Origin of the sequence: uncultured Paraglaciecola sp. (genome assembly GCF_963977085.1) — a bacterium.
In the GTDB taxonomy this organism is placed as follows: Bacteria; Pseudomonadota; Gammaproteobacteria; order Enterobacterales; family Alteromonadaceae; genus Paraglaciecola.
In genome coordinates, this window is sequence record NZ_CAXBNC010000005.1 from 153,606 (window position 1) to 170,102 (window position 16,497).

A 16,497-nucleotide genomic window follows, 5' to 3' on the forward strand; every position below is an offset into this window, starting at 1 on the left:
AATGCGCGCGATTTTAATTCCGTTATGTTAAAAAGGCTAAAACAGCTTAACATCACGCCATTTAAGCGGTAAAAAACGAGTCTTATGAATTGGATTGACTACGCCATACTGGTTGTTATTTTGTTTTCTGCCGTTATCAGCTTAATTAGAGGCTTTGTAAAGGAAGCGATCTCATTGGCGATTTGGTTCAGTGGGTTTTTTATTGCTAGTCAGTTTTATGAAGATCTTGCCGTTTATCTGACTAAACTTGATGATTTGATGATACGTAATGGTGTCGCCATCGCTATACTATTTATCGCGACTTTGATCATTGGTGGCTTAGTCAATTATCTTATTTCCCAGTTGGTACAGTTTACAGGGCTGACCGGAACAGATCGCGCGTTAGGGTTAGTCTTTGGTGCCTTGCGCGGTATATTAGTGGTCAGCGCCTTGTTATTTTTCTTAGATACTTTTACCCCATTTTCGTCATCAGCATGGTGGGGAACGTCAGTACTTATTCCAGAATTTAGTTTAATCATAGAGTGGTTTTTTGAATACTTGCAAAATAACTCAAGTTTTATAAAGCCCGTTTAAAAAGGTAAATCGCATGTGTGGTATTGTTGGAATAGTGGGTAAAAGCCCAGTCAATCAAGCTTTATATGATGCCCTGACTGTGCTCCAGCATAGAGGTCAAGACGCTGCTGGTATAGTAACTGTAGATAATGATGTTATTCACCTACGGAAAGATAATGGCCTAGTGAGGGATGTGTTTCATACTCGCCATATGAAGAGGCTAACGGGGCAATTTGGTATAGGTCACGTACGTTATCCAACTGCTGGCAGTTCGAGTTCGGCAGAAGCACAGCCTTTTTATGTTAACTCACCCTACGGGATAGCATTTGCTCACAATGGTAATTTAACTAACGCCCATGAGCTACAAGATGAAGTATCGAAAGTCGCCAGAAGACACATTAACACCACTTCTGATTCAGAGCTGTTGTTAAACATTATTGCTCACGAATTACAAAATTGTGAAGGCTTGCATTTAACGCCTGATGAAGTGTTTAAAGCAGTCTCCAAAGTACATTCAAAAATTCGTGGTGCCTATGCGGTTGTAGCGGCAATTATTGGTAATGGTATGTTGGCATTTCGAGACCCATTTGGGATCCGTCCATTGGCCTTAGGTAAACGCAAAACCGAGTTCGGTAATGAGTATATGGTGGCCTCTGAAAGTGTGGCGCTAGATGCGGTTGGTTTTACCTTTATTCGAGATGTGGCGCCCGGCGAAGCGATTTATGTAACTGAGTCAGGGGAGTTACATACCCAACAATGTGCTCATCAACCTATTAATGCTCCCTGTATATTTGAGTTTGTTTATTTTGCGCGACCAGATTCTTTTATCGATGGTATTTCAGTGTATGCCTCAAGAGTGAATATGGGCCGTAAATTGGGGCAAAAAATAGCCAAAGAATGGGCAGATATCGATATCGATGTGGTCATTCCAATTCCAGAAACGTCCACTGATGTGGCATTACAAATTGCCCTCGAGTTAGATAGACCTTATCGTCAAGGGTTTGTTAAAAATCGCTATATTGGGCGTACCTTTATTATGCCCGGGCAAACCATGCGCCGTAAGTCGGTGCGCCGTAAACTGAATGCTATTCCTTCAGAATTTAAAGATAAAAGTGTACTTTTGGTTGATGATTCAATAGTAAGGGGAACAACCTCAGAGCAAATTATTGAAATGGCACGAGAGTCGGGCGCTAAGAAGGTTTACTTTGCTTCTGCTGCTCCTGAAATTCGTTTTCCGAATGTATATGGAATTGATATGCCATCGGCTAACGAACTGATTGCCTATGGTCGTGAGATTGAACAAATTAGCGATTTGATCCGTGCTGATGGTTTGATTTTTCAAGACATTTCTGACTTGATTGATGCAGTGCGTGAGTTAAATCCTGAGATCAAACGGTTTGAAACGTCAGTATTTGATGGCAATTACATTACCGCAGATATAGACAATGCGTATTTGCAGCGAATCGACAACATGCGCAACGAAGGGACAAAAAACGAGGGTGTGCAGGCTGAGTTGAATAATTTAGAAATGCATAATATGAGTCAAAATTAGAGCGATTACCCGAGTCTAGTTGAGTACAAAAACGCTTAACCATAAAAAAAGCCACGGTTTGACTCAAACCGTGGCTTTTTTGTGTAGGCATCAAAGATGTTATCCCACGTAAACAGGTCCCATTCCCATACTCCACAATATTACTGATGCCGCCATTAATATTGCGAGTAATACCAGTCCACATGTGACCACAGTACTTGCATAAATAAACCCTTTTTCTTCTGGAATATGCATTAATATTGGGGTACCCGCGTAGAGTAAATAAACCGAATAGGTCAAGCCAATTAGGCCAATAAACATCACAAACCACAGCACAGGATAGAATGCCGCAAAACCAACCATGAACAAAGGTGTGGCAGTATAAGCAGCCAGTTCAAGAGATTGAGTATAAGTAGGAGATGAATCGAATGCTTTGGCTAACTCATGAATTAATATAGCCAAGGCAATCACACCTATCATTAGACCAAAATACATACCAACACTCATGAGCATAGCACTATTAGGGGTTAACTTAATGATGTCGCCTACACCTATGCTCCAGCCAAGATGAGCGGCTGAATAATAACTCATCAATACGGGTATTAAAGAAATGATCGCGATATGGCTTAAGCTATAAAAATAACTTTCATGACGCTCGTCAATTGAATGCCACTCTTCTTTTGGGTGTGTATATAAACCCCATAGGTGATTTAAAATCATACAATTCGGTCTCTTCTGTGGTTAAAAATACGTTTTGTTAATCAAATATATACATATAATTAACATTTATTGTGTGTGAGTAAGTTGCAAGCGTCAACCTTTTTATCAGATATGTGAGCTTTTTGATCTTCACCAAAGATTAACCCGTGATGTTAAAACTATGGTTAAATATTAAGTATAGATGAAACTGTTGAAAATTCGGTGTGGTGAGTGATGGACGGGCAATCAAAGCGTAATTTTGTATTTTATTATCCAATCACTACAAGGTGGATGGATAACGACATGTTTGGTCATGTGAATAATGTTAATTATTATTCATATTTTGACACTGTTATTAATCAGTTTCTCATTGAGCAAGGTGATTTTGTGCCGCAAAAAAGTCAGCAAATTGGGTTTATCGTAAAATCTAGCTGCAGTTATATAAGTCCTGTGTCTTATCCACAAAAGTTAATAGGTGCACTGCGTGTTGATAAGATAGGTAACAGTTCAGTCGAATATGTCGTCGCTATTTTTAAAGAAAATCAAGAGAATGCATCAGCGGTAGGTTGTCTAACTCATGTTTTTGTAGACCGAGACACCCATAAGCCCACACCAATCCAAGGACGTTTGCGTGAGGCCATGCTATCTGCTGTCATACCCACTTAAGGCTATTTGTTAATTGACCACCTTTAAGCATAGTTATGCCGAAGTCATTTGAGAATTTTTTGTTGTGCTAGTGGCAGGTAAATTGCGGCCGCACGATTGATGTAACATTCTGTATTGATTTGGAGTCATGTCACAAATCGATTTAAAGGCGCGGGTAAAAGGCCCCACTGAAGCAAATCCACTTTCTAACCCCACTACTAGTATTGGCCAGTGTATATTTTCAGTTTTCTTCAATAGCTTCTTAGCGTGACTGATACGCTTTTCATTTATAAACTGGTTGAAGTTTCGTGCATTAAAATGGTGACGAAATATTCGGCTTATCCTATATTCTGAAACATTTAAATGCCTCGCTATATCAGCGACTTTAAGGTTTGCCTGCAGGTACAAACGTTCTTGCTCTAACACTTGTTGTATTTGTTTGGCTAATAAGTGATCTGCTTCGTTATCGGCCATGTTGTTGCTTGCACAAAGGTTGGTTTGTTTAGGGGCCGAGTCTTTTAAAGAAAGCGGTGAAATAGCATGGCTTAGCGCAATTTTGCGATGAAAGCGCCAATAGATAATGATTTGAGTCACAATGATGATTTGAATCGCACAAATTGTTGCGATCACTTTACTGAATTCAGCCATTGATTCTGGAGTACTCGCGAAATTGGCGAGAACAGTACAAGCGAGAACGGCTGAGCAATAACTACCTAGAAATAGCAATCGTTGCCATAGTTGCTGACCTTGAGCTTTTGACAATCCTCTGCAGCCCTCCCATGCTGCTAACACTAGCAAACACGAAGAAAGTAAGTTTACTATCTCATATAGTGCGACTCTACTTTGTTGTAAAACCGCCCACTCACTTTGGTTTATACTTTGTATCAATCCAAGTCCTTGACCAGCGATTAGCAGAAAAGCTAAACCACCTGCAATTAGAATGTGTTTCGTAGAAATAGGATTGGATTCTCGAAATAAAGCCCTAGCCACAAGCCAAAAACCGTTGCAGGTGGCACATGCTCCCATACCTATTAAATATTTATACACGCCCATTTGCTCATCACCCATTTGTTTGGCGGCAAACATTGCAATCGAGCCACAAAAAATAGCGAACACTATATGAATGGTTTGTTTTTGACGCACTAAAAGCTGCAGTAATAAAGTGCTTAAACTAACCGCTAACAAAGCGCTATGGATGTTTAAGAATTCCAAGGCAACGTACTCCTTAATAACATCTCTCTATACTAGCCTGTGACCGATTATTATAAAAAGAAGAAATGTTTCTCAATATTTCTATCATTTTATGCGCCGAATTTGAAATTCGGTGCGACTCAACTGCTCACTTTGCCCATTGTTAAACCTTGTATTTAAACTTCACAGGTAAATTAATGAATAGTACAACCACTAATTCTTTGGCTGTTTCCATTAGCGCCGTACAAAGTGCTAAGCAATTTCTACAAATCAGTGTCAGTACTTGGGTCGTCATAGCCTTAATAGGGCAATGGTTTTTTGGCACTTATGTTTTTGTTATTTACGTGTTTCCAATAGTCACGGGAGATTTAGAGTTGGTTAACTTGAGTCAACCAATAATTGGTTATGTAAAAGGCGATCACTTTGGTAATGCCGCGTTATTTTCACATGTTATTCCGGCTGCGTTACTCAGTGTAGGCGGCATTATTCAGTTAGTCCCTATTGTGCGTAGAAAGTTTGCTGCTGTGCATCGCTGGAACGGCCGAATGTTCTTAACGTTAGGACTGATGGGAGCAATATCAGGTCTATATCTGACTTGGATACGTGGTGCTCGCCTCAGTGATGTAGGGGCTTTGGGGATTACTTTGAATGGCATATTAATTGTTGTTGCAGTGGGTTTTGCATGGCGTTACGCCAGAGCAAGACAGTTTGATTTACATATGCGCTGGGCAATTCATGCTTTTATATTAGTGAATGGGGTATGGTTTTTCAGGTTATATTTAATGGCATGGTATATGGCGAATCAAGGTCCTAATGGTAATACAGCTAATATAGATGGCCCAACGGATATCTTTTTATCTTTTGCTTGTTATGGGATCCCAATGTTGATTGCTGAAAGTTATTTTTGGGCAAAAAGGCAAAAGCAGGCGGCGCGTATTTGGATGGTTGTATTACTCATGACCATAGGCATGTTAATCACTTTAGTGGGTGTTTTAGCTGCCATATTGGTTATGTGGATACCTAGAATTGCTCTCGCCCTTTAGTATCTATAATAAGCTCACAATCTAGCCTGCTTGCTGCAAATGTGAATGCAGGCTGGGTTGTGAGACACACATTAGTGTTTATATTTGCTTTGAATTAAGTCTCACTTTTTATGTCAATTAAAACTGATATATCACTCTTAATGACAATGCATTACCTGAGCCTAAATCTATGCCTTCATCAAGGTAATCTGCGTTGCGGAAATTTGCCATAAATTTAAGGTCATTGTCGAACAAGTAGTTAACCCCTAATGACAACACTTTGGCTTGGCTGTTTTCTTGGTGTAATTTTAATTGGCTATAGCGTAAAGATACCTCCCAGTCATTTTGGGTCTTTACGTTGCCAAGCATGCCATTTTTGTACTTGCGATTTTTTCCAGAAAACAAATAACTCACTTGATAGTAGCCGCCTTCATAACTATATTCGCTGCCATCGACGGCGCTAACATTGGATTGCTGCCACTCTGCCATATTGACTAGACCATTGTATTGCCACATAAACTCGATTCCAGATTGGGTCATAGAATCGGCACTAATTTTGTCTCCTTCAATAAGTGAATCTGAGCCGTTGACTTCCAAGGTTTCATTTATTCGATAACTTTCGCCATGTAGACTGCGTTGGCTATACGCTGCGCCAAGGTGGATCAGGTTTCTGTTAATATACCAAGGTGCCCAAGTAAGGCGACCTGTTACTGCATTGCCTTTTTCTGCATTGTCGTCCTGAAAATAACCTAGTTGCCAATTAACTGAGTCTTGCGTACCAGAAAGATTGACGCCATAGGTGCGAGAGGGCGATATTGCGCCGCTCATCATGCTGCGTTCAATAAAGGATAGGTTTTTGGAACTCATAAGTTTTTCCAAACCAAAAGGCTCTTTTTGTTTGCCAATAGTGATATTGGCCCAATCCCAAGCCGTATATTTGAGGTAAGCGTCTTTTAATTCAAAACCATCTTGTACATCAAACTTCAGCTTGGCTGACCAATCAGAACTTAAATCGGACCGTAAACTTAAACGAACACGGTTAACTTCGAATATATCATCAGCTTCTTCTGAAGCCTCTAGAAAAAGCCCATCAAACTGGTCGTAATTTAATCTCACATTGCCACTGTAGCTAAAGCTAGGGTAGTCGTTAGACGTAGCGTTAGACATAGCCGCTAGACTGGTAAAGCCTATTAACGCGCATAATAATGGGGAGGTGTTTAGTCTCATAAAATTGACTCTGACGGAATTTCGCAGGCGTAGCTTTCAGTTTTTTTAGGGAGGTATTTCACATTGAGTTCAACGGTATCCTTTAAAAAATCTATGTGCATTATTTCCACTGACACTACATGGAGACCTGTTCTGTTACGCAGGTCTTCAATTAAACTTACGCTGTTTTCAGGCTTAATGTTGTTGATACGTTCATAGGAGATACTTTGCGTACTGTAAGGGCTGCGCAAAAATCGAGTGTCGACTATAAAAGCAATGAAACAAATTAGGCCATTGAGTGCCAATAATTCAACAATATCTAAACGACTGACTGCAGTTAATAACGCTATGGCGGTGACCAGAAAAAGGTAGGTCATTTCTTTGATTGAAATGGCGTCTGTTCGATACCTTAACATGGTAAAAACGGCGAATAAGCCGAAGGCAAATTCCATGGACATATCTACGCCATGTAATAAGTTGGTAATGATAAAAATACCCACACCAAATAATAAAAATGAGCCAGCTACATTGGAGTTTTTGTTCAGGCGGTAATAACAGCCATAACATAAAGTAGCGATAGAAATAATGTTGATAAAAAGTTTTAAAATAAAAGCAAAGTCTAGTTCGGTCATGTTAGCTACTCAACTGAATGGGGTGATGATTGGATAATGAATATTTTTCTATTTGCCTTAATACAGTTTTGAATTGGTTGGTTTTAAGGGTGTTGTTGTATAACAAAGCACAGCCTATGCAATATTTGCTAAATGCAGCAGGATAAATACTGTTTTTGGACATTAATTGAAAAAATGGGGAAAGTTTGGAACGCTTATGTTGTTTTAATTCAGCAATAAAAAAGCCTCTAGGAGTCACTTTTTTGGAGGCGTCAGCTAATTGATACCAAAGGTTAAAATCAAGGGTTAAGCGTTCGGCACTGGCTTCATTTGCTAAAGCAATACGTTGATAGCCGCTTTGTTGGCTCACCACTAAATTATCAAAAGTAGTACCCATTTGTTGATGAATAAAGTGGTGACAGTTGTCATCACTTTTTGCGTTATCACTGCAACTAATACGCGTCTTGAGGGTGCGTTTTCTATTATTCTTAAATTTCACTTCTAAGAATCTGGTATCTGTGTCGAGATAGGTTCTTTGGCGAACTTTAAAACGATTCAGTTTGCCATTGTGATGGTGTTGGTAAAAGTCCATGTTTCGGGTATCAAAATATTGGTTGTAATACTCTGATATTCGATTGTTGTTAATTTCTAAAACGCTGTAATAAGTTTGCAGTTGTTTTAACAAAGCTGGCAAAAAGGCCATAGGTAGCATGAATTTCACGTCCACTCTGTCCATTAAATTCGCTTTGTCCAAATCGGCAAGTTGATGGCTGTGAAATCCATTGAGGATTTCAATCAGCTCGTCATTGTGATTCACTTTTTGGGGGGGAATTGCAGACTTTGATCCTAACCATAGATTGTTTAGGGATAGCTGTGGGTCATCGATTGGTGCATTAAGCATAATGAGTGCTCTCTGTTATTGTAATACTGAATTGTTGGAGCGGGATAGTTGAGCTGATGCAAAACTTCTTGGATCAGCTCACTAGGTTTTAACCGCGTTCGACTCGTTACATTTAAACTTGGTATTAATTACAGAATCCGCTGCCATTACCCGCTGAAGGAATGGTTCCATCAAGTTGCTGCTTCATATTAGCAACCCGATATTCAATAAAGGATGTCAGCCCATAAAAACCACTAACGGTCGTTGTTTGGTTTTGTACAAATTGTGAATAGGAATAAAAAGCGCTGGGGTCATTGGCAACATGTTCACTAATTAAGTCGGCAATACTCGCCACCCGAGCTGCAAAGGCACTACTTGACAAGGAGCCATCAATCAACTCGTTTAAATAACCATGATAAGTCTCTAAATGCTCAGCGTTACCGAATACATGGGCAATCAGTGGTTTATTTGCTAAAGCACCGTCTGTAGGTTCATCTATATATAACTCCCTAATATCAGCGCGATTACAGCCCATGCTGAATGAACCAAAGGATTCGTTTAAGTCCCAAGGCAACATAGAAAACACATTATCTTGTTCGTAAATGTAATAGTTATGGTCAAGTGCGCCGTGATAACTATCGAGGTTTGATAGGGCGACACTAACCGACATATAGCGCAACACAGAATCGTGATCTATCACACTTTCGCCATCACCAAATTCCATTTCATAAACGAAATTCATAAAGGCGCCATTATCAGACGAGTCTTCGTTGGTTTTTAATTCGACATCGCTGTAACTAGCAAAATCGTCATCTATCCATTGTAAATCACTGCCAACACCATCTGGCTTGTACAAATCACCTTCCGCGTTATCAAAGTGTTTTTCAACAAAGTCGCCGTTGATGAATTCAACTAATAAATACAAACCTTTTAATTCGTCATTAACATAAACATTCACGTAACTATGTTGTGGTGTCGCAACGCCCATTTCATCTAATAATTCATAGGCAATATACTCACGCATGTAGGAAGGGTCGTTGAACATATTATTGAGCACAAATTTCTTCATGCCGAGTAACTTTTGTCCGTCAACATATTCATTCACATCAATATTAAAGCTATAACGTTCACCTCCAGATCTGGCTACAGAACTTAAGCTAGAGTTGCCTTTAGTTCTAATTGCGACTTCATCTAAGGTTACGCCTTTGTAGGTAACCGCGGTTAAATGGTATTCCTCATCGGTGGCGTTATCTAATAGGTCCTGCCATTGGTCTGCATCAATTTCAAAATAGATCGATTCAACTGTGTCTTGGGCATAAACCTCTGGTAGTTTGTTAGTCGTTCCTGGGGTAGGCGTTAGGGTGTTGAATGCCCAGCCCCCATCGGTGCTTAAACCATAACTGTAACCTGCTGACACATCACTTTCTTGCCAGTCAATATAATCAACCGTTTCGCCATTGTGCATTAAGCTCAATTCATCTTCTTTACCTAGCTTAAAAGGTACAAAATTACTGCCTGGGTCTTCATCAACGGCGTAAATAACAGCGTAACTACCTGCTGCTAATATTATTTCAGGTAAAGTAACAGGTTCGATATCATCGCTGCTATCAATGATTTGATAGTCACTCAGCACAATTGCGTTGTCGCTGTTGTTGTATAATTCAAACCAATCGTTACTGTCATCGGTTTGTGAAGCAACAACTTCATTGATCACTAATGGGCCGTGCGTGGCAAGCACATTGGCTGTTGTAGCTGTAGGGAGTAATGTAGCAATACGATCACTGCCATCAGGGTAGCGACCAAAGCTGGTTCCCAACAAAGCCTGTTGTTTTTTCCAACTTAATTGGTCTATTAAATCTGCACCTAAAAACAAACTTACTTGATCTGATGATCCCAATTTGAAATTCACAGTATCTAAACCGTCTACCGCTTCTCCGCTGGCATAAACACGATAAAATTCACCGGGAGATAGGGTCTGCGAAGGTAAAGCAAAAAGCTCGCCGTCTTCATCTGCTACTGAGTAATCACCGAGAAAAACGGACGTGTTACCAGAGGCGTAAAACTCTATCCAGTCGTAGCCGTCACTTGCATCTTTGGCAACAACTTCGTTCACTCGTAATTGGGCATCATTGTTGGTGATACTGTCGTATACCACCACTTCTGTAGTTAATTTTTCATTAGCTGCACCTGCTGTAGGTAACATGGTTTGTGCTGTACCTGTGCCGTCTACATATAAACCATAGCTGTAGCCCTTTGCCGCATCGCCTTCTTCCCAATCTAACAGATCTATTTGTAGGGCATTTTCATAAAGAGTTACAGCGTCGTCACCGCCTAGTTTGAAGGTCACATAATATTGGTCTTCAGGTGGCGTGTCGTCTTCATCAATTGCTTGAACAACAATAAACTCTCCGGCATTTAAGGCGATGGCTGGAAGAGCTTGTGCTTCGCGATCGCTACTGTCATCAACAATGCTATAAATGGATAAGTCAGCGATATCAGAGATGGCATAAAATTCAATCCAGTCATTTCCATCGTCTGTCGCAGAGGCAACTATTTCATTAATCACTAAGGCATTAGATGAGTGATCGACAACTGTAGTGTCATCGTCATTTGATACATCTGTTGTAACCGAGTCATCACTTGAACCACCGCAGCTGAGCATCAAGACGGCAAAAACGACTATCGGAAACGTATAAAGTAAGTTACGGGTCATAATAATTCTCATCGGAAAGAAAAGTTTTATTTATGCTATGAAATAAAAGTGCAACAAAAGTGTAATGAATGTGCAAAAAATGAGGAAACCTAGGGTAGTTTTGTACAGGAATACTCCATAGTGCGGGGAAATTTCTGAGTAAAAATGATAGGTGAATACCAGGTGGGGATTAAGGGTAAGTGAGCTTGAGCCCTCCTTTTACATTTGAATTGTGGGTCATGATTGAGCTTCCTTACTTAAGTCAGAAAGCTAAGCAGGGTAGATTTTATAAACTTGCTTCTATTGCTCAGAGGAGTGCGGCGATTGAAACATAAATACAGACTTTCACAGACTGATTTTTCTAAGCGATGGATCCTTATCAGGTTTTGCGCCGCAAATGCCCTTGCTGCATACAATGGTAATACGGTAAAACCTAAGCCCTTACTAACAGGGGTTAAAATTAAACTAATCTGATTAGAAAAGCCCTTATGGGGCAGTTGCTCTATGTGCTCAAATTCTGAGAAATTTTCACCAAGTAACAGTTGACCATGATGTGCTGCATCAGGATGCGAGATAAAACCCAGTGCAACTAGGTTTGACCATTGAATGGACTTTACCTCTGAAGGCGTCACTAACACTAGAGGTTCATCGGCAACTTTAAGACTAGTCAGACTGCCCAGTTGACTCAACTGGGTGATCAGGCCCAAATCTATATTACGATTGACCAGTTCTTGTTCAATATTTTTATTTGGCGCAAAATTATAGTCTATAACCAATGCGGGGTGAGCTTGTTGTATATCAAGCAAGTGGGGGTAAAGCTTTAGGCCAACACTTCCGGGGGAGGCAATTTTTACTGTGCCGATAGTGGCTTCATCTTGTCTAACCAAAGTCTCCAACTCATCACTCGCACGTAACAACTCAATACCTTTTTGATACAGCTGTTGTCCCGCTGCGGTTAATGAAAAGGTCTTGCCTTCTCTGATTAATAATTGCCTATCCAGCTGTTTTTCTAATTTTTTAATGTGTTGGCTTACACCTGACTGAGTCATAAACAACTTTTCAGCTGTTTGTGTGAAGTGTGTCACCTCTACTAGGGTACAAAACGTTTTTAACCAAAGGTGATTTATCATTACAAAGTGTACTTATGTTGATAATAAATGATAATTTTATGTGATTAATTCTGGGGTGTATACTTTTATCATTAACAAAACGGAGTAAATAAAATGAACAAAACTTATCCACGTACTTTTTCTCACATTGGTATTTCTGTGCCTGACTTAGAAGCGGCAGTAAAATTTTATACAGAAGTACTTGGTTGGTATCTTATTATGAAACCCACAGAAATCACTGAAGATGATTCCGCCATTGGTGAAATGTGTACCGATGTTTTTGGTGCTGGCTGGGAGCATTTTCGTATTGCACATCTATCTACTGGCGACAGGATAGGTGTGGAGTTATTTGAATTTAAGGGGCAAGAAAACCCAGAAGATAACTTCGAATATTGGAAAACTGGGGTCTTTCATTTTTGTGTTCAAGATCCTGATGTAGAAGGCTTAGCCGAAAAAATTGTGGCTGCAGGTGGCAAGAAACGTATGCAGGCACCTCGATATTACTACCCTGGTGAAAAACCCTATCGCATGATTTACATGGAAGACCCTTTTGGAAATATTTTGGAAATATACAGCCATAGCTACGAATTAACCTATGCTGCTGGCGCTTATTAGTTAGGCAATCTTGTGGCTCACAATCTCTTAGATTGTGAGCCTTTTATAGTTGTTATCGTTGGTCCTTGATGGAGTCATTTTAGTCAACCCAACTTATCTCTAAGATACTTGCGATGAATAAATTTTGCCGATTCATTTATGGTAAAGTACCTGTCTAAAATTCAATTTATAGACATTTTTATTAGGCAATTATATGAATCCTTGGACTGAACTTGGCAGCGCACAAATTCCGAATAATGGTGGCGTATTAAAGTTTTCCCAGAGGGGGGACGAATTTTCTATTCGTTTGTCCGGTATACGCGGTGAACTAATGAATAGCCGTTTATATAATTCAGAAAAAGTATTGGCTGAACTAGGCTGTGCCCATCTTAAATCTGTAGATAATGCGCAGGTATTAGTAGGGGGCTTAGGTATGGGGTATACCTTGGCAGCCGCACTGAAAGCAGTAAATGAACACTCTCAAGTGACAGTGGCAGAACTTATTCCGGAGGTGGTTGTTTGGAATCAAGGACCATTAGGCAACTGCGCTAAACACCCCCTGCAAGATCCCCGTGCTAAAGTACATATAGGTGATGTAAGAGAATTACTAAAAGTTAGCAAACCTACTTTTGATGCTATTTTGTTGGATGTGGATAATGGCCCTGAGGGACTGACACATAAGGACAATAGTAGTATTTATTCGCCCCAAGGTTTGCAAGAAATATACGATACACTTAGACCTAAAGGTATGTTGGCCGTATGGTCAGCTGGTCCCGACTATTTATTCACTGTTCGCTTAAAAAATGCCGGTTTTCAAGCTGATACTCGTATTGTTCGAGCACGTCCAGGAAAGGGTAGTAGGCACACAATATTTCTAGGACGTAAGCCTTAGCGTTAGTTGTGTTTGATAGTCTTGCAAGGTATGGCCTTTCTGAACGTAAAGGATAAGCGGCAATATTGCCTTTAATCTAAATGGGATGCGTTTTTGTGATAGGTTTTTGCAACTGTATTTCGAGTCAATTGTAGGCATAAACTAAGTGATGGTGGTTGTGAGCTATCATTAAGTGCGAGTCTTAATCTGCAGCTCAAAGTAGAACATTAATAGCATAAATCTAGGGCTTGTATTCAACAAGTACAAGCCCTGTGATGTTTATTATGCTTGGGGTGCAGCGGTACAGGATGATGTAATCGAGTTGATGCTCTAGTATTTGTCCATGCACACCTTTAATTAAACAGGATCAATAAACTTTTCAATTTCAGCAATAGACAATTCGGGAGTCGCACCCTTGTGTTGTGCCACCATAGCACCCACCGCACAAGCAAAGTTTATAGCGTATTGAGGGTTTGTTGTATGACACAATTGATAGATTAATGAAGCTAAAAATGAGTCTCCCGCACCAACCGTATCCACCACCTTTACTAAGTAGCCAGAATTATAATAATTTACGCCATTAATTCTCAGTAATGCCCCATGAAAGCCTTTTGTAACACACATATTTGCAGTGTTGGTTTTATCGGCGATAAACTCAAGGTTTTGCTCTAAAGAGTGAAATTTAGAACCCATAGCCTGAGCTATTTCATATAATTCATCGTCGTTAAGTTTAATGAAGTCAGCACAGTGCATCAGCTCCACTAGTGTTTTAATGTCATAGTGTGGCTTGCGTAAGTTCACATCAAAAATTTTAAAGTCTGCGACTTCGAGCAACTGTTTTAAAGTGTTTAATGACACTTGTTGGCGACCTACTAGACTGCCAAATACAAAAATGTCTGACGAACTCACCTGCTCTAATAGCGCAGCTGTTAATCCAATATTGTCCCAAGCTGTATCCGCTACAATTTCGTAGGAAGCTGAACCTTGAGCGTCTAATTTAACTTCAACTGTACTGGTTTTTTTATCAGGATTAATCGCAATAAAGTCGGTATTGATGTGGCGTTTATCTAACTCCTCGAGTAGCTCTTTACCTAACGTATCTTCACCAACAGCACTTAATATTTTAGCCCGGATTCCTAGTCCATTTAATCGTAAGCAAACATTTAATGGTGCGCCGCCTAAACGCTTATCACTGGCAAAACAGTCCCATAATATTTCACCAAAACAATTGATAGAGATATCACTGGTTGCTTTATGATTAATCAATACGCCGCTCATTATTTAGTCTCCAGGGCAAGGGCATGTTGCTTGTTCTCAAGGGTATTTTTCATAATATTTTTAATATTACTTGTTGGTGAGTACAGTGCCTCAATAGCATCAGCGTATACTTGGCTAAACGCAGCTTGTGACATTAAGTCACCAAATAACCCTTCTAGTTTTAAGAAAGAGAGTTTGTGGTTGGTTGTTTGGTGAGCATATTCTGCGAGTTCGTCTCCCATTACGTCTTGAATATCTATTGCTTCTTGTTGCTGATTCACTTGTTTATCACTGTATAAACACCAGGTGGCAATGACTAAAGCGGCTAACGAACAATCGCGACCCGCAGCTAAGTTTTCGTGAACAGTGGCAATAATAAACTTGGGTAATTTGGCTGAACTTTCAGAACAAATTCGCACCAAACTGTCTTTTATATTCGGATTGGAAAAACGCTCAATTAGGGTGTCTTTGTATTGTTCTAAATTAATGCCGTCTAATTCGTCTAATAAAGGTGTGACTTCTAAGTCCATAAAAGCACGGAGATAATCGGAAAAGCCTTTGTCAGATATGGTTTCATCTATGGTTCCATAACCATGAATTGAACCGAGTAATCCTAATACTGAATGACCGGCGTTTAATAGGCGAATTTTCATTTTCTCAAATGGCGTGACATCAGTGACAAATTGCGCACCCGCTAAATCCCAATTAGGACGGCCATCACTAAAGTTATCTTCAATTACCCATTGTGCAAATGATTCACAAGTAATAGGCCATTCATCTGTTAAACCAAAATGTTGTGCAACATAATCAATATCATCTTTTGTGGTGACGGGGGTGATGCGATCAACCATGGCATTGGGGAACGCAACATATTGGGCTATCCATTGGCTTAATTCAGGATCTAGTTGCGCAGTGAAGCTCAGTAACATTTTTCTTGTTACCACACCATTGTGTTGAATGTTGTCACAAGATTGCACGGTAAAGGCTTGGCTATTATTAGCTTTGCGTATTTTTAATGCTGCTGCAATGTAACCAAATGCCGTTTTAGGATCATTGGGATGAGCAATGTCATGCGCAATATCTGGATTATCTAAATCAAGATCACCTGTTAAAGGGTCAATGTTGTAACCCCCTTCGGTAATGGTTAAAGATACAATTTTGGTGTCGATATTAGCTAGTTTATCAATCACCTTTTGTTTGTTGTCTGGTGCAAAAATGAAATCGATCATTGACCCAATGATTTTATTATCGATTTGCCCATTGGGATGACGGACCACCAAGGAATATAGGTAGTCTTGCTTAACTAAAATGTCTCGTAAGCTACGATTGTTTTCTAATAATCCTATACCACAAATTGCCCATTGTTCTGATCCAGGGGTTTGTAAAAGCTCGTTAATATACATTGCTTGGTGTGCACGATGAAATCCGCCCACACCTATATGCACAATTCCCGCTTTAAGTTGGCTGCGGTCATACCTAGGAATATCGATATGGCTGGGTAAATTAGCTAAATTTGCTTGCTTTAATTGATTGTTACTCATGTGTTTTGCCTTTCAATGTAGGATTCTACCCACAATATATTCTGACGAGTGATGCTGCAGACTAATCAGTTTTACGATTGTTTTTGTCACTACAAC

15 protein-coding genes are annotated in these 16,497 nt (G+C 39.9%); 6 read left to right on the forward strand and 9 right to left on the reverse strand.

Annotation, left to right across the window (positions count from 1 at the left end; all coding sequences use genetic code 11):
- The first annotated feature begins 84 nt into the window (after nucleotides 1-84).
- Together AAC000_RS08050 and purF are read left to right on the forward strand one after the other, a co-directional pair.
- Nucleotides 85-573, forward strand: coding sequence for a CvpA family protein (locus AAC000_RS08050; protein ID WP_339721658.1), 489 nt, complete (start codon nucleotides 85-87; stop codon nucleotides 571-573).
- A gap of 13 nt (nucleotides 574-586) precedes the next feature.
- Nucleotides 587-2,104, forward strand: a complete 1,518-nt coding sequence (gene purF, locus AAC000_RS08055) for an amidophosphoribosyltransferase (RefSeq protein ID WP_339721659.1) — start codon at nucleotides 587-589, stop codon at nucleotides 2,102-2,104.
- A gap of 99 nt (nucleotides 2,105-2,203) precedes the next feature.
- Here purF and AAC000_RS08060 read toward each other — a convergent pair whose 3' ends face one another.
- Complete coding sequence (locus AAC000_RS08060) at nucleotides 2,204-2,803, reverse strand: Yip1 family protein (protein WP_339721661.1); 600 nt, start codon at nucleotides 2,801-2,803, stop codon at nucleotides 2,204-2,206.
- Nucleotides 2,804-3,016: 213 nt separating this feature from the next.
- Between AAC000_RS08060 and AAC000_RS08065 the strand changes: the two genes are divergently transcribed.
- The gene (locus tag AAC000_RS08065; RefSeq protein WP_339721663.1) at nucleotides 3,017-3,448 is read left to right on the forward strand and encodes a thioesterase family protein; all 432 of its coding nucleotides are present in this window, start codon (nucleotides 3,017-3,019) and stop codon (nucleotides 3,446-3,448) included.
- 33 nt (nucleotides 3,449-3,481) lie between these two features.
- Here AAC000_RS08065 and AAC000_RS08070 read toward each other — a convergent pair whose 3' ends face one another.
- A complete protein-coding gene (locus tag AAC000_RS08070) occupies nucleotides 3,482-4,639 on the reverse strand; it encodes a helix-turn-helix transcriptional regulator (RefSeq protein ID WP_339721665.1) in 1,158 nt (385 codons plus the stop codon).
- 176 nt (nucleotides 4,640-4,815) lie between these two features.
- Here AAC000_RS08070 and AAC000_RS08075 point away from each other — a divergent pair, with 176 nt between their 5' ends.
- Nucleotides 4,816-5,661: a DUF2306 domain-containing protein gene (locus AAC000_RS08075; RefSeq protein WP_339721667.1), complete on the forward strand. Its 846-nt coding sequence runs from the start codon at nucleotides 4,816-4,818 to the stop codon at nucleotides 5,659-5,661.
- Nucleotides 5,662-5,778: 117 nt separating this feature from the next.
- Here the strand turns inward: AAC000_RS08075 and AAC000_RS08080 are convergent, their stop codons facing one another.
- The 5 genes from AAC000_RS08080 to AAC000_RS08100 all read right to left on the reverse strand — a co-directional run bounded on the left by AAC000_RS08080 (nucleotide 5,779) and on the right by AAC000_RS08100 (nucleotide 12,159).
- Nucleotides 5,779-6,867 carry a porin gene (locus AAC000_RS08080; RefSeq protein ID WP_339721669.1) on the reverse strand — a complete coding sequence of 363 codons (1,089 nt, stop codon included), beginning with the start codon at nucleotides 6,865-6,867 and terminating at the stop codon, nucleotides 5,779-5,781.
- Complete coding sequence (locus AAC000_RS08085) at nucleotides 6,864-7,478, reverse strand: DUF4956 domain-containing protein (protein WP_339721671.1); 615 nt, start codon at nucleotides 7,476-7,478, stop codon at nucleotides 6,864-6,866. Before AAC000_RS08085 ends, AAC000_RS08080 begins: the two co-directional genes overlap by 4 nt.
- A 1-nt stretch (nucleotide 7,479) precedes the next feature.
- Complete coding sequence (locus AAC000_RS08090; RefSeq protein WP_339721673.1) at nucleotides 7,480-8,358, reverse strand: polyphosphate polymerase domain-containing protein; 879 nt, start codon at nucleotides 8,356-8,358, stop codon at nucleotides 7,480-7,482.
- Nucleotides 8,359-8,482: 124 nt separating this feature from the next.
- Complete coding sequence (locus AAC000_RS08095; protein WP_339721675.1) at nucleotides 8,483-11,050, reverse strand: CotH kinase family protein; 2,568 nt, start codon at nucleotides 11,048-11,050, stop codon at nucleotides 8,483-8,485.
- 236 nt (nucleotides 11,051-11,286) lie between these two features.
- Complete coding sequence (locus AAC000_RS08100) at nucleotides 11,287-12,159, reverse strand: LysR family transcriptional regulator (RefSeq protein WP_339721677.1); 873 nt, start codon at nucleotides 12,157-12,159, stop codon at nucleotides 11,287-11,289.
- A 93-nt stretch (nucleotides 12,160-12,252) separates the two neighbouring features.
- Between AAC000_RS08100 and AAC000_RS08105 the strand changes: the two genes are divergently transcribed.
- The gene (locus AAC000_RS08105) at nucleotides 12,253-12,753 is read left to right on the forward strand and encodes a lactoylglutathione lyase family protein (RefSeq protein WP_339721679.1); all 501 of its coding nucleotides are present in this window, start codon (nucleotides 12,253-12,255) and stop codon (nucleotides 12,751-12,753) included.
- Between the two features lie 193 nt (nucleotides 12,754-12,946).
- Nucleotides 12,947-13,624 carry an MnmC family methyltransferase gene (locus tag AAC000_RS08110; protein WP_339721681.1) on the forward strand — a complete coding sequence of 226 codons (678 nt, stop codon included), beginning with the start codon at nucleotides 12,947-12,949 and terminating at the stop codon, nucleotides 13,622-13,624.
- A 336-nt stretch (nucleotides 13,625-13,960) separates the two neighbouring features.
- Here AAC000_RS08110 and AAC000_RS08115 read toward each other — a convergent pair whose 3' ends face one another.
- Nucleotides 13,961-14,881 (reverse strand): carbohydrate kinase, encoded by a 921-nt coding sequence (locus AAC000_RS08115; RefSeq protein WP_339721683.1) that lies wholly within the window; start codon nucleotides 14,879-14,881, stop codon nucleotides 13,961-13,963.
- Nucleotides 14,881-16,401 (reverse strand): mannitol dehydrogenase family protein, encoded by a 1,521-nt coding sequence (locus AAC000_RS08120; RefSeq protein WP_339721685.1) that lies wholly within the window; start codon nucleotides 16,399-16,401, stop codon nucleotides 14,881-14,883. The genes AAC000_RS08115 and AAC000_RS08120 overlap by 1 nt, the downstream gene beginning before the upstream one ends.
- Between the last annotated feature and the right edge of the window lie 96 nt (nucleotides 16,402-16,497).